The sequence below is a fragment of the Georgenia yuyongxinii genome (assembly GCF_006352065.1).
In the GTDB taxonomy this organism is placed as follows: domain Bacteria; phylum Actinomycetota; class Actinomycetes; order Actinomycetales; family Actinomycetaceae; genus Georgenia; species Georgenia yuyongxinii.
Window position 1 is genome coordinate 1,922,429 of record NZ_CP040915.1, and the last position, 14,250, is coordinate 1,936,678.

Sequence of the window (14,250 nt, forward strand, 5' to 3'; positions counted from 1 at the left end):
TGTCGCGGAGGAGATGACATCTCACCGAGGAGACGACATGTCGCGGAGGAGATGACATGTCACGGGGGAGGGGGTTAGCGCAGGCGGAGCACCACGGGGCCGGGGCCCGCCACGATGAGGGTCGCGCCGTCGTCGCCCGTCGTGACGGTCTCCCAGGCGAGCAGCACCTCCGCGGCCGCGGCCGGCAGCGGGACGGTCACCGCGCCGTCCGTGAGCACCAGGACGACCGCCACGTCCCCGCGCCGCACGATCAGCCACGCCCCGCCGTCGTCCACCTGCACCGCGGGTCGCTCGCCGGTGGTGAGACCGGGCTCGGTGCGGCGCAGCCGGATCAGGTCGCGGTAGAGCTCGAGCAGCCGGGCGTGCGCGGGGCGCGCGGCCTCGTCCCAGTCGAGCCGGGACGCGGCGAAGGTGCCCGCTGCCTGCGGGTCGGGGACGTCCACGTGGCCGCCGTACAGGTCGGCCCAGCCGTGCGTGCCGAACTCCTCCGTGCGGCCTTTCTGGATCGCTGCCGCCAGCTCGGGCTCGGCGTGGTCCGTGAAGTACAGGAACGGGGTGGTGGCCCCCCACTCCTCACCCATGAACAGCATCGGGGTGTACGGCCCGAGGAGCACCGCCGCGGCGCTGACCGCGAGCAGCCCCGGCGCGAGCACCCGGCTCGGCCGGTCGCCCAGCGCCCGGTTGCCCACCTGGTCGTGGTTTTGGGCGAAGACGACGAACCGACGCCGGTCCATCTCCGGCGGCACCGGCGCGCCCCAGTCCGTGCCCCGGAACGTGGAGAACGCGCCGTCGTGCACGAAGACGTCCTGAAGGGCCTTGGCCAGCGTGGCCGGCGCCCCGAAGTCCACGTAGTACCCGTGCCGCTCGCCGGTGAGCAGGGCGTGCAGGGCGTGGTGGACGTCGTCGTCCCACTGCGCGGTCATGCCCAGACCACCCTGCGCGGTGGGCGTGACCATGCGGGCGTCGTTGAGGTCGGACTCCGCGATCAGCGAGAGCGGACGCCCCACCTCCGCCGCCAGCGCGGCGACGGCGTCGGACAGCTCGGCCAGGAGGTGGCGGGGGGAGTCGTCCACGAGTGCGTGCACGGCGTCCAGCCGCAGCGCGTCGAGGTGGAAGTCGCGCAGCCAGCGCAGCGCGTTGCCGATGATGAACGCCCGCACCTCGCCGGCGTCGGGTCCGTCGAGGTTGACCGCGGAGCCCCACGGGGTGTGGTGCCGGTCGGTGAAGTACGGCCCGAACGCACCGAGGTAGTTCCCGGAGGGCCCGAGATGGTTGTAGACGACGTCGAGGCACACCGCGATCCCGTAGGCGTGGGCGGTGTCGACGAACCGTTGCAGGGCGGCGGGCCCGCCGTACGGCTCGTGCACCGCCCACAGGGCCACGCCGTCGTACCCCCACCCGGCCCGGCCCGGGAAGGGGGCCACCGGCATCAGCTCGACCATGTCCACGCCGAGGTCGGCGAGGTGGCCCAGCCGGGCCGCGGCGCCGTCGAGGGTGCCCTCCGGGGTGAAGGTGCCCACATGGAGCTCGTAGGCCACCGCGCCCAGGGCCGACCGGCCCTCCCAGCCGGCGTCGGACCAGGTGTGGGCGGCGGTGTCGAAGGTGCGTGAGGGGGCGTGGACCCCGGCGGGCTGCCACGGGCTGCGCGGGTCGGGCAGCGAGGGGCCACCGTCGACGCTGAGGGCGTAGTCCGTGCCGGGGGCCAGGGCGACGGCGGAGCGCCACCAGCCGCCGTCGTCGGGGGTCATCGGCCCGCGGGTGCCGTCGCCGGGCAGCACCAGCTCCACCCGGCCGGCGGCGGGGGCCCACACCTCGACGAACGCGCTCACGTGACCCGCTCCAGCAGTGCCGCGGGGCGCGGGCCGAGCAGGTCACCGAGCCGGCACGAGCCACCCGGCACGGTCGCGCCGGTGAAGACGTCGCGCCAGGTGCCGTCGGGCAGCACCACCGCGGCGTCGGGGAGCGCGTACGCGCTGGCGGTCGCGGCGCCGAGCCGGGCGGCCACGGCCACCACCCGCGGGCCGTCGGCGTCGGTGCGGGCGAGGGCGACGGCGTGCCCGGTGGTGGTGGGCAGCGGCTCGTACCCGGCCTCGGCGCCGACGAACGCCGCGGGGTGCGCGCGCCGCAGGCGCAGCGCCGCGGCGGTGAGCTTGAGCTTCTCGTCGTCCAGGCCGGCGGGGCGGGCGCCGCCGTCCAGCGCTTCGAGGCGGGCGGCGAGCGCGGCGAAGTCCACCGGACGCCGGTTGTCCGGGTCCACGAGGGAGGTCTGCGTGATCTCGCTGCCCTGGTAGACGTCGGCGACCCCGAGCACCGTCAGCTGGAGCAGCTTGGTGGCCAGGACGGAGCTGCGCACGGCCTCGGCGGTGCGCGCGACCCAGGCGGTGAACGCCTCGACCACGGCCGGGTGCTCGAGCAGCGCGACGGCGTAGCCGAGCGTCGCCTCCTCGCGTGCGGTGTCGGGCGCGGTCCAGGTGGTCCAGGCCTTCTGCTCGCGGGCGGCCTTGAGCAGGTAACCGGTCAGGCGGTCGGCCTCGATGGGCCCGGCCTCCGTCCAGGTGCCGGCCAGGACCTGCCAGAGCAGGTTCTCGGTGCGCCCGTCGATGTCCGCGGGCCGCAGCTCCGCCGTCGCCTCCCGCAGCGACCGCACCATGGCCACCCAGTCCGTGGCGACCTCGGCGAGCACCCCGATGCGGGAGCGCACGTCCTCACCGCGCTTGGTGTCGTGGGTGGACCCGGCGGTCATGGTGGCGGGCCAGGCGGCACCGGTGCCCGCCGCCCAGGCGTGCAGCTCGTCGGGGTCGATGCCGAAGCGGGCCGGGGCGCCGCCCACCTCGCACAGGCTCACCAGGTGCGTCCAGCGGTAGAAGGCGGTGTCCTCCACCCCCTTGGCCATCACCGCCCCGCACACCTGCGGGAAGCGGACCATCAGCTCGGCGCGCCGCGCCTCGCCGGTGCGCCCGGCGCTGCCCACCTCGGCGCCGAGCAGCAGCTCGACGACGACGATCAGCGTGTCGTGGCGGTCCGGGTCCAGCCGGGTGCGGGCGATCTCGGCGGCCTCGCGCAGCGTGCGCTCCTCGGCCGGTGGGGCCGGCTCGCCGGGGACCACGTAGGCGCGGTAGCGGTCGAAGGCGACGAGCAGCTCGACCACGCAGTCCTGCAGGGAGCGGAACGTGTGGTCCCGCAGCCGCACGTCGGCGTGGCAGATGTCCGCGAGCAGGGTGGTGAGCCGGTGCACCTCGGCGTACAGGGAGGTGGCGACCACCTGACGCTTGGCCTCCTCGACGACGGCGGCGAGGTTCGCGGCCTCCCCGGTGAGCTCGTGCTGGAGCGCGGCCAGCGGCGCGGAGCCGGCCGGGTCCACCTGGAGGGCGTGCAGGCGCCACGCGGCGTCGTACCCGGTGGTGCCGGCCACGGGCCAGTCGGGCGCCAGCTCCTCGTCGGCCTCGAGGATCTTCTCGGCCACGACCCAGGCCCCGCCGGTGGCCTCGTGCAGCCGCCGCAGGTACCCACGCGGGTCCGCCAGACCGTCGGGGTGGTCGATGCGGAACCCGTCGATGACGCCCTGCGCGTGCAGCTCCAGCAGCAGCGCATGGGTGGCGTCGAACACCTCGGGGTCCTCCACCCGCACCGCGGCGAGGGTGCCGACGTCGAAGAAGCGGCGGTAGTTCAGCTCCTCGTCGGCCACCCGCCAGTACGCCAGGCGGTAGTGCTGACGCTCCACGAGCTCGGCCAGGGGCAGGTGCTCGGTCTCCGGGCGCACCGGGAAGACGTGGTCGTGGTAGCGCAGCACGGCCTGCTCGCCGGCGTCGGGGTCGGTCGGCACCACCATCCGGTCCAGGACGAGGTCGCCGGAGGCGAGCACGTCCCCGATGCGGGCGCCCAGGACCGGCATGAGCACGCCGTCGTCGGAGCCGACCAGGTCGATGTCGAACCAGGCTGCGTAGGGGGAGCCCGGGCCGTGCCCGAGCAGCGACCACAGCGCGCGGTTGTGCCATGCCGGGGTGGGCACCGCCATGTGGTTGGGCACGACGTCGACCACGATCCCCAGGCCGCGCGCGTGGGCGGCGGCGGCGAGGGACTCCAGGCCTGCCCGGCCCCCCATCACGTCGCTGATCCGGCTGTGGTCGACCACGTCGTAGCCGTGCGTGGACCCGGGAGCGGCCTGCAGCACGGGGGAGAGGTAGAGGTCGGTCACCCCGAGGGCGACGAGGTAGGGCAGGGCCGCCTCGGCGGCCGCGAAGTCCAGGTCGGGGCCGAGCTGGAGCCGGTAGGTGCTCACCGGCAGCCGCTTGCCCGGCCCGGGCAGGTGGGTGCGCGGGGCTGTCACTGCTCGTTGTCCCGGGGGGAGAGCAGGATGACGACGCTGCGATCCTGCACGGTGACCGTCGCGCCGGCGCGGACCGCGCTGCCGGATGAGCGGCGTGAGCTGGTGTCGAGGACGACCGACCACTTGGCGCCGTAGTCTGCGCCGGGCAGGGTGAACTTACGGGCGGCGGCGTCGGCGTTGAGGAGCAGGAGGACGGAGTCGTCGACGATGCGCTCGCCGCGGGCGTCAGGCTCCGGGATGGCCTGCCCGTTGAGGAAGACCATGACGGCGCGTGCGTGGTCGTCGGCCCAGTTCTCGTCCGACATGTCGTGGGCCTCAGGGGTGAACCACTCGATCTCCCCGATCTCCGACTCGCCGCCGTGCTCGGCCGCGCCCGCGAAGAACCGTCGTCGGCGCAGCACCGGGTGGTCGGCCCGCAGCCGGACGAGCTTGCGGGTGAACTCGAGCAGCTCGGCCTGCTCGTCGCCGAGGGCCCAGTCCACCCAGCTGAGCTCGTTGTCCTGGCAGTAGACGTTGTTGTTGCCCTGCTGGGAGCGGCCCATCTCGTCGCCGTGGGCGATCATCGGCACGCCCTGGCTGATGAGCAGCGTGGTGAGGAAGTTGCGCTGCTGGCGGGCGCGGAGCCGGTTCACCTTGGGGTCCGTCGTGGGTCCTTCGGCGCCGCAGTTCCAGGAGCGGTTGTGGGACTCGCCGTCGGCGTTGCCCTCGCCGTTGGCCTTGTTGTGCTTCTCGTTGTAGGACACCAGGTCCCGCAGCGTGAAGCCGTCGTGCGCGGTGACGAAGTTGATGGAGGCGACGGGGCGGCGCCCGGTGTGCGCGTAGAGGTCGGAGGAACCGGTCAGCCGGCTGGCGAACTCGCCGAGGGTGGCGGGCTCGCCTCGCCAGAAGTCGCGCACGGTGTCGCGGTACTGGCCGTTCCACTCCGTCCACAGGGGCGGGAAGCCGCCGACCTGGTAGCCGCCCTCGCCGACGTCCCAGGGTTCGGCGATGAGCTTGACCTGGGAGATGACCGGGTCCTGCTGGATGATGTCGAAGAAGGAGGAGAGGCGGTCCACCTCGTGCAGCTCACGGGCCAGGGTGGAGGCGAGGTCGAACCGGAAGCCGTCGACGTGCATCTCCTCGATCCAGTACCGCAGCGAGTCCATGATCATCTGCAGCGTGTGCGGGGAGCGCATGAGCAGCGAGTTGCCGGTCCCGGTGGTGTCGAAGTAGTGCGCGCGGTCGTCGTCCACGAGCCGGTAGTACGACGCGTTGTCGATGCCGCGGAACGACAGCGTCGGGCCCATGTGGTTGCCCTCGGCGGTGTGGTTGTAGACGACGTCGAGGATTACCTCGATACCGGCCTCGTGCATCGCCTTTACCAGCGTCTTGAACTCGGTGACCTGCTCGCCGCGGGTGCCGTAGGCGGCGTAGCCGTTGTGCGGGGCGAAGAACCCGATGGTGTTGTACCCCCAGTAGTTGCTCAGGCCTTTCTCCTGCAGGTGGGGGTCGTGGACGAACTGGTGCACGGGCATGAGCTCGAGTGCGGTGATCCCCAGCTCGGTGAGGTGCTCCACGATCGCCGGGTGGGCCATGCCGGCGTACGTGCCGCGCAGCTCCTCCGGGACGGCGGGGTGGAGCTGGGTCAGGCCCTTGACGTGCGCCTCGTAGATCACGGAGTCGTGGTAGTCCAGGGCCGGCGGGCGGTCGTAGCCCCAGTCGAAGTACGGGTTGATGACCACCGAGGTCATCGTGTGACCGAGGGAGTCCTCGGTGTTGCGCTGCTCGTGGTCGTCGAAGTCGTAGGAGAACAGGGAGGCGTCCCCGTCGATCTGGCCGTCGATCGCCTTGGCGTACGGGTCCAGGAGGAGCTTGGACGGGTCGCACCGGTGCCCGCCCGCGGGGTCGTACGGGCCGTGCACGCGGTAGCCGTACCGCTGGCCCGGCTGGGCGCCCGGCAGGTACGCGTGCCAGACGTGCGCGTCGACCTCGGTGAGCTGAATACGGTTCTCGGTGCCGTCGTCGTCCAGCAGGCACAGCTCGACCTTGTCGGCGACCTGGGAGAAGAGGGCGAAGTTGGTGCCGGAACCGTCGAACGTGGCGCCCAGAGGGTAGGGGCGGCCGGGCCAGATCTGCATTTGCACAGATTCGCACGGCATGCACGGATCGGCAGTACGAGCCGGCGCTGCCGGGGTGTGGTCCGTGTCACCGTGGTCGGACGGCACGCGATGTCCGACCACGGCTGCTGGCGTGGCCTACGGCCGCGCTGCGGTGGCACGTGCGGCCGACCGTCCGTCACGTGGGATGATCCCCAGCGCCGGCGCCGGCCGCACTGGCCTTCGCGCGCCGGGCGACCGCGACCACGAGGAGCAGACGTGCCAGTCCTGGAGATCATCGGATGGGTCGGCTCCGCCGTCGTCGTCTGGTCGATGATGCAGCAGCGCATCCTCCGGCTGCGGGTGATCAACCTGGTCGGGTGCCTGATCCAGGTCGTCTACAACGGGGTGCTGGAGGTCTGGCCCGTGGTGGCGCTCAACGTGGTCCTCGCCGGGGTCCAGATCTTCAACCTGTACCGGTTGCTGCGCACCCGGCACTCGCCGGCCGAGTACGGCGTCCTGCGCGTCGACCCGGCGGGGGAGTACCTGCACCACCTGCTGGCCCTGCACCGTGCCGACATCCAGCGCTTCACACCTTCCTACCGCGAGGCGTCCCCGCAGCAGGAGGCCTACCTCATCGTCCGCGGCGAGGAGACGGTGGGCTACGTGCTCCTGCACGACGCGGGCGACGGCGTCGCGCAGGTGGACCTGGACTACGTCATCGAGAAGTATCGAAACTTCACCCCGGGGGAGTTCGTCTTCCACTCCTCCGACGTGCTGCGCGAGGCCGGCTACCGCAAGGTCGTCACCGCCCCGCGCATGCGAAAGCCGTACTACGCCAAGATCGGGTTCACCCAGGCCGGGGACCGGTACGAGCTGGCGCTGACCTCCTGACCTCGTCGCGCTGAGGTGCGCGGGCCGACGTCCTGACGCGGCCCTGACGCGGCTGCGCGAGGCGCCCCTGCACGCCTCGCGAAACCTGCCCGCCCGGAGTCGTCGGCTCAGCCCTTGACGGCACCGCCGGTGATGCCGCGCACGAAGTACCGCTGGAGCGCGAAGAAGACGACGATCGGGATGATCATCGAGACGAACGCCGCCGCGGTGACGAACTGCCAGTTCCCGCCGAAGTTTGTGGTGAGGTTGGCCAGCGTGACCGACAGCGGGTGGTTCGCGGGCACCGGGCCCAGGTAGACCAGGGCGACCAGGAGGTCGTTCCACACCCACAGGAACTGGAAGATCACCAGCGAGGCGAGCACGGGCACGCTCATCGGCAGCACGAGCCGGAAGAACGTGGTGGCGTGGCCGGCGCCGTCGATCTCGGCGGCCTCGAACAGCTCACGCGGGAGCCCGCCGATGTAGTTGCGCAGCAGGTAGACCGCGAAGGGCAACCCGTACCCGGTGTGGGCCAGCCACACGGCCAGGATCGTGCCGTTGATCTCGTAGCCGCCGATCGAGGCGTCCCGGAACAGGGACAGCACCGGGATGAGCGTGACCTGGAGCGGGACGACCAGCAGCCCGACGACGACGACGAACAGCGCGTTGCGCCCCGGGAAGCTCATCCAGGCGAAGGCGTACGCCGCGAACGCGGAGATCATCACCACCAGGACGGTGGCCGGGATGGTGATGTACAGGCTGTTGAGGAACGAGTCCCAGAAGCCCGCGCGGTTGAGCACGTAGTCGTAGTTGCTGAACGTGAACTCCCACGGCGGGACGATCGCCGTCCACCACCCGCTCGCGTTCGTCGCCTCGGCGGTACGGAAGGAGGCGACGAACAGACCGATGGCCGGCACCGCCCACATGAGCATGAGGACGGCCAGGACGATGTGGAGCACGGGTCGTGCCGGCCGGCGCCTGCCGATCTCGGACTGTCCGCGCGCCTCGCCCAGCTCGCTGCCGACAGCGACGGGAGCCTGCGCCTGGGTCATCGCACCTCCTCCTGCTGCTTGAACCGTTTGACGTTGACCACCATCACGGGCACGGTCGCGAGCAGGAGCACGACGGCGACGGTCGCCGCCCGGCCCTGCTGGCCGTTGGCGAAGAGCTCCTTGTACATCGTGTTGGCGATGACGTCGGTGTCGAAGTTGCCGTTCGTCATCACGTAGACGATGTCGAACGTCTTGAGCGCGAAGATGATGACGGTCGTGGCGACCACGGCGATCGTCGGGGACAGCAGCGGCAGGATGATGTGCCGGAAGACCTCCCGCTCGTTTGCGCCGTCGATGCGGGCCGCCTCGAGCAGCTCGGGGCTGATGCCCTTCAGTCCGGCTGAGAGGATGACCATCGCCAGGCCCGTGAACATCCAGACGCCGACGATGATGAGCATGACGTTGTTCCACGGCGAGGTGCTCAGCCAGCCGACCTGTGGGCCGCCCACCGTCGCCAGCAGCGCGTTCAGCGTGCCGGTCTCGGGGTTGAGGTCGTACATCAGCCGCCAGATGACCCCGGCGGCGACGAAGCTGATCGCCATGGGCAGGAACACCACCGACTTCACGATGACCTCGTACTTCACGCGGTCCACGAGCACCGCGATGAGCAGGCCGAGGCCCACCACCAGCAACGGCAGCAGGATCGCCCAGAGCACGTTGTTACGCAGCGCCGTGAGCGTGTCGTTGCGGGTGAAGAACCACTCGTAGTTCTCCAGCCCGGCGAAGGCGTCCCCGCGGCGGTTGAAGAAGCTGCGCCAGATCGTCGCGATCGTCGGGTAGACGAGGAAGACGCCGAGGAAGATCAGCGCCGGGGCCAGCCACAGCCAGGGGCGGACGCCGCTGGAGACCCGGCGGGGCAGCCGCCCGATGACCGCCTCCACGAGCATCACGTAGCCCACGAGCACCGCGGGCACCCCCAGGACGACGATCAGCCCCAGGGCGATCCGGTTCTCGAACAGGTCGACGAGCACGTGGGCCTCCGGTTCATCGGGCCGGTCCGGGGCGGCGGGCCGGCCGCCGCCCCGGAGGGCTGCCTACTCGCTTCCTCGGGCTGTCACTGGTTGTAGGAGTCGGCCTGCACGGTGTCGAGCTCGCTGAGGATCGAGTCGAGCTGGTCCGGGTTCTGCGCGAAGGCGACCATGGCGCGGTTGAAGGCGTCGGTCATCGCCGCGGGCATGTTGTCCGAGCCGTCGAAGCGGAACGTCTCGGCGTTCTGGAGGATCTCGGCGGACCGGCGGGAGGCCTCGTCGGGGTAGACGTCGAGCGGCACGCCGGAGTTCGCGGAGATGAACCCGCCGCGCTCCACCCAGATCTGCTGTGCCTCCGGGGTGAGCAGGTACTCGACGAGCGAGCGGGCGGCGGGCGTGTCGTTGAACATGCCGATGAGGTCACCGCCGCCCACCACGCCGCCGGCGAACTGCGGGTCGATGTCCGGGAACGGGAAGAAGTCGAACTGATCCGGGGTGGCGCCGGCCTCGTTGGCGAAGAAGTCGGTGATGAAGGAGGCCTGGTGGTGCAGCACGCAGCCGGGCGGGTCTTCGAACATCGGGTTGGCGGCGCGGCCGAAGGCGGTGTTGACGATGTAGTCGGAGCCGCCGTAAGAGCTCGCGAGCGCGTCACCGAAGGTCTCGAACGCGCTCTTGATCTCGTCCGAGGTCCACTTCATCTCGCCGTTCACCCAGGAGTCGTACGCGTCAGGCCCGGCCTGGCGCAGGACGATGTCCTCGATCCAGTCCGTGCCCGGCCATCCGGAGGTGGCACCGGACTCCAGGCCGATGCACCAGGTCGCGGTGTCCGGCCCGCCAAGTCCGTCGGCGGTGGAGATCATCTGGTCCCACGACGTGGGTTCGTCCCCGGTCCAGACGGCGGTGTTGTAGTAGATCAGGCCCTTAACGGCGGCCTTGGTGAAGACGCCGACGAGCGTGTCGTCCGCGGCCTTGCCGAGGTCGGCGAACCCCTCGGGCGTGGCGCCGGAGTATGTGTCGAAGTCGACGAAGTCGAGCGGCTGCAGCGCCCCCTGGTCGTACCAGTCCTTCATCGGTCCCGGGCCGGGCAGGCCCGCGATGTCCGGCAAGTTGCCCGACGCGATGCCGGTGGTGATCTGCTGGCTGAGGTCACGGGTGCCGGTGTACTCCACCGTCGCCCCGGTCTCTTCCTGCCAGGGCTCCACCATCGCCTGGAAGGAGTCCTGCTCGTCGCCGGACCAGGAGCCGATGAAGCTGACGCTCTCGCCGCTGATGTCCTCCGAGCCGCCGCCGGTGGTGGCGGTCCCGCCGTCGCCGCCCTCGTCGCCCCCACCACCGCAGGCGGCGAGCAGCAGCAGGGCCGTGACCACGGCGGTGCCTCCGGTGACCTTCGATCTGGTTCCTGCACGCATGGCGTTCCTCCGATTCGGTCAGACACCTGCCCGGCCGGTGGCCGGGCACGCACGACGGTCGGCGCCGACGAGCTCGCGCCACGGCGTGGGGTGGGGTGGGGGTCCTAGCAGGAACTTGGCGGCCGCGCCGATGCCCGCGGGCACGGCGCGGGGGCGCGGCTGTGGGTGTCGGGGTGCCCCGGCGTCCGTTCTCACGCGCCGCCTCCGTTCCGGCGGCCAGGCAGGCGCTGCCCGTCCGGCGCCCGTGAGGCGCCGGGACGTGCAAGGTCCGCACTGACCATCACGTGTCGATGTTCTTGCCACCCCGTGACGATGTCAACACTGACGAAGGACACGGTCCGGTAACGACGGCGCTGGTCCGAGGCAGGTGTACGCCCCTGAGGAGCGTCTTACCGCCCCCTGGTCGGCTCGGTCTCACCCTCGGCGCGCCACGCCCGGTAGGCCTCCACCGCCGTCGGGAGCGTGGCGTAGATCCGCGCCTCGCCGATCGCGTCGACGAGCCCGTGGGCCTGGAGGTCGGCGAGCAGGTCCTGCTTCACCCGGGCCAGGGCGAAGACGATGCCGCGGTCCTGCAGCTCCTTGCGCAGGGCGTCGAGGGCGTCCAGCGCCGTGAGATCGACCTCGACGTTGGCCTCGGCGTTGAGGACGAACCACGCCACCTTGCCGTCGTCGTCGTCGTCGTCGTCGTCGTCGTGCTCGTGCTCGTGCTCGTGCTCGGCCACGGCGTCGAGGGCGCGGCGCCGGAAGTTCTCCGCATTGGCGAAGAACAGCGGGGAGTCGTAGCGGTAGACGACGAGCCCGGGGACGGTGTGCGCGGACGGGTAGTCGTCGACGTCGTGCATCCCGGCCACGCCGGGCACCAGTCCGAGGACCGCGTCGTGCGGTCGGCTGACCCGAAGGAGCAGCTCGAGGATCGACAGGCCGACGGCGATACCGATCCCGGGCAGGATGCCGACCACGACCACGGCGACGAACGTGGCCAGTGCCAGCAGGAACTCGCTGCGGCGGAACGCCCACAGTCGCCGGAACTCCGGGACGTCGACCAGGGACGTCGCCGCGAAGATGATGAGCGCGCCCAGTGCCGCCATCGGGAACGCCGCGAGGACCGGTCGGGCGAACAGCAGGATGCCGACCACGGACACCGCCGCTACCAGGGAGAAGACCTGCGTGCGACTGCCCGCCGCCACCGCGATCGCGGTGCGGCTGCCGCTGCTGGACACGGCGAATCCCTGCACGAGCCCGGCGACGACGTTCACCGCGCCTAGGGCGAGCAGCTCGGCGTTGGCGTCCACCCGGTAGCCGCCGCGCAGCGCGAAGGCGCGCGCGGTCAGCACGTTGTCGGTGTAGGCGACGAGCAGCACGCTGACCGCGGGCAGGACCAGGGAGCCGAGCAGCCCAGGGTCGAGAGTCGGCAGGCCGAACGAGGGCAGCCCCGCGGGGATCTCGCCGACGACGTCGACCTCTGCCTGCAGACCCAGCAGGATCACCGCGCCGGTGGCCAGCAGGACGACGATCAGCGGGCCCGGCAGCCGGGGCACCCACCACCTCAGCCCGAACAGCGCGGCGAGGACCACCGCGGAGAAGGCGGTTGTGGTGAGGTCCAGGCTGTCCAGACCGGTGAGGAACGCCACGACCTGCTCGACGAAGGTCCCGTCCGGGACCGGCACCCCCGTGACCTTCTCGAGCTGCCCGGAGACCATCAGCGCCGCCACACCCGCCATGTACCCCACGAGCACGGGCTTTGAGATGACGTCGGCCACGGCGCCGAGGCGGACCAGCCGCGCCACGAGCGCGATCACCCCGACCATGGCGGCCAGGGTCGCCGCGAGGGTGGCGTAGAGCTTTTGGTCCCCCGCGGCCAAGGGCCCGAGCACGGCGGCCACCATGAGCGCCGTCGTCGACTCCGGGCCGACGGACAGCTGCCGTGAGGAGCCCAGGACGGCGTACACGACCATCACCGGGACGATCGTCCACAGCCCGACGACGGGTGGCAGCCCGGCGAGCGTGCTGTAGGCCATCACCTGCGGGACGAGGTAGGCCGTGACGGTCAGCCCGGCAAGGACGTCACCGCGCCACCACTCGCGGCGGTACCCGCGCAGGGCGGTGAGGCCGCGGACCAGACCGGGGGACTCGCGCTCCATGACGCCTCCCACCGCCGGGGCGCGCGACGGCGCCGCGTGGGACGCACTCTAGTGGCCGACCCGCGGCTGCCGGTGCGCGGGTGCCGGCGCGCGCGATGTCGGAGCGTCGGGTCACACTGATCGCGTGACCAGTCCGACACCTGTCGATCTGCCGGAGCGTGCCCCCACGCCCGGGATCGTCCGCACCATCCTCACCACCATCGGCCTGCTGCTGGCGACGGCGCTGCTGCTCTACATCGTGGTGGAGTCCAAGCGCGTGCTGACCTGGATGGTCATCGCCGCGTTCTTCGCCGTCGCGCTCTACCCGGTCGTCAACTGGGTGCAGGACCGCCTGCTGGGCCATCGCCGGCGCGTCCTGGCCACGCTCCTGGTGTTCGTGGTCGTGCTGGTCGTGCTGGCGGCGATCGTGGCGGTGTTCGCCGTCCCGGTCGCGCGTGAGGGCGCTCAGTTCGCCGGACAGCTGCCGCACCTCATCGACGAGGCGCGCGCCGGCCGCGGACCGGTCGGGGACCTGCTCGAGCGCACCAACGCCCTGGAGTACGTGCAGAACAACCAGGAGCGGATCAGCTCGTTCGCCACGGGTCTGACCAGCCCGGCCGCCGGTGCCTTGAGGAGCGTTGCGACCGGGATCGCCGGGCTCCTGACGATCTTCGTGCTCGCGTTCCTGATGATCCTGGAAGGGCCGAAGGTGGTCGAGGGATTCGTCGGGCTCTTCCAGCCGCGGACCGGCCGGCGGATCCGGGCGGTGGGCGGCGACTGTGCGAGGTCCGTCACCGGGTACCTGTCCGGGAACCTGCTCATCAGCGTGATCTGCGGCGTGCTCGCCTACGCCGTGCTCAAGATCAGCGGCGTCCCGTTCGCCGGGCTGATCGCACTCTTCGTCGCGCTGGCCGACCTCATCCCGCTCGTCGGCGCGACGCTCGGTGCCGTCGTGGCCACGGTTGCGGCGCTCATCCACTCGGTGCCCGCCGCGATCGCGGTCGTCGTCTTCTTCCTGATCTACCAGCAGCTCGAGAACCACCTGCTGCAGCCGGTGATCCTGTCGCGGACCGTCAAGCTCAACCCGCTCACGGTCATCGTGGCGATCCTGCTGGCCGTCGAGCTGGCCGGCATCCTCGGCGCCTTCCTGGCGATTCCTGTCGCCAGCATGGTCCAGGTGATCGCGCGTGACGTCTGGGACCACCGCCGCGGCCGCCCGAAGGCCGAGCCGACCGTCGGCGAGGAGCGACAGCCGGTGAGCCGCGCACCTCACGACGCGGCGATCTCCGGCGAGGCGGCCCCGCCGCGCGTGTGACGTGCCGCGCACCACGGCCCGCGACCGCGGCGCTGCGGGTCGATCAGCGCCATGCCCCCGGGGAACGGGACACGACGACCCTCGGGAACGGGAAAGAACCCTCGGGAACGA

9 protein-coding genes are annotated in these 14,250 nt (G+C 71.5%); 2 read left to right on the forward strand and 7 right to left on the reverse strand.

Going from position 1 to position 14,250, the window contains the following annotated elements:
* Nucleotides 1–74: 74 nt before the first annotated feature.
* The 3 genes from treZ to glgX are packed head-to-tail and all read right to left on the reverse strand — an operon-like array spanning nt 75 to nt 6,444.
* Nucleotides 75–1,829 (reverse strand): malto-oligosyltrehalose trehalohydrolase, encoded by a 1,755-nt coding sequence (treZ, locus tag FE374_RS08680; RefSeq protein ID WP_139928268.1) that lies wholly within the window; start codon nt 1,827–1,829, stop codon nt 75–77.
* Nucleotides 1,826–4,327: a malto-oligosyltrehalose synthase gene (gene treY / locus FE374_RS08685; protein WP_139928270.1), complete on the reverse strand. Its 2,502-nt coding sequence runs from the start codon at nt 4,325–4,327 to the stop codon at nt 1,826–1,828. The genes treZ and treY overlap by 4 nt, the downstream gene beginning before the upstream one ends.
* Nucleotides 4,324–6,444 carry a glycogen debranching protein GlgX gene (gene glgX / locus FE374_RS08690; RefSeq protein WP_139928272.1) on the reverse strand — a complete coding sequence of 707 codons (2,121 nt, stop codon included), beginning with the start codon at nt 6,442–6,444 and terminating at the stop codon, nt 4,324–4,326. Before glgX ends, treY begins: the two co-directional genes overlap by 4 nt.
* A gap of 237 nt (nt 6,445–6,681) precedes the next feature.
* On the opposite strand from glgX, the gene FE374_RS08695 reads away from it, so the two are divergent.
* The gene (locus FE374_RS08695; protein ID WP_139928274.1) at nt 6,682–7,296 is read left to right on the forward strand and encodes a YgjV family protein; all 615 of its coding nucleotides are present in this window, start codon (nt 6,682–6,684) and stop codon (nt 7,294–7,296) included.
* A 107-nt stretch (nt 7,297–7,403) separates the two neighbouring features.
* Here FE374_RS08695 and FE374_RS08700 read toward each other — a convergent pair whose 3' ends face one another.
* From FE374_RS08700 to FE374_RS08715, 4 genes are all read right to left on the reverse strand, one after another.
* On the reverse strand, nt 7,404–8,327 hold the full coding sequence (locus tag FE374_RS08700) for a carbohydrate ABC transporter permease (protein ID WP_139928276.1): 924 nt from the start codon (nt 8,325–8,327) through the stop codon (nt 7,404–7,406).
* A complete protein-coding gene (locus FE374_RS08705; protein ID WP_223173678.1) occupies nt 8,324–9,298 on the reverse strand; it encodes a carbohydrate ABC transporter permease in 975 nt (324 codons plus the stop codon). Before FE374_RS08705 ends, FE374_RS08700 begins: the two co-directional genes overlap by 4 nt.
* A gap of 83 nt (nt 9,299–9,381) precedes the next feature.
* Nucleotides 9,382–10,704 carry an ABC transporter substrate-binding protein gene (locus FE374_RS08710; protein WP_139928278.1) on the reverse strand — a complete coding sequence of 441 codons (1,323 nt, stop codon included), beginning with the start codon at nt 10,702–10,704 and terminating at the stop codon, nt 9,382–9,384.
* 389 nt (nt 10,705–11,093) lie between these two features.
* Nucleotides 11,094–12,845: a SulP family inorganic anion transporter gene (locus FE374_RS08715; protein ID WP_139928280.1), complete on the reverse strand. Its 1,752-nt coding sequence runs from the start codon at nt 12,843–12,845 to the stop codon at nt 11,094–11,096.
* Nucleotides 12,846–12,969: 124 nt separating this feature from the next.
* Here FE374_RS08715 and FE374_RS08720 point away from each other — a divergent pair, with 124 nt between their 5' ends.
* Complete coding sequence (locus FE374_RS08720; protein ID WP_223173679.1) at nt 12,970–14,139, forward strand: AI-2E family transporter; 1,170 nt, start codon at nt 12,970–12,972, stop codon at nt 14,137–14,139.
* The last annotated feature ends 111 nt before the right edge of the window (nt 14,140–14,250 follow it).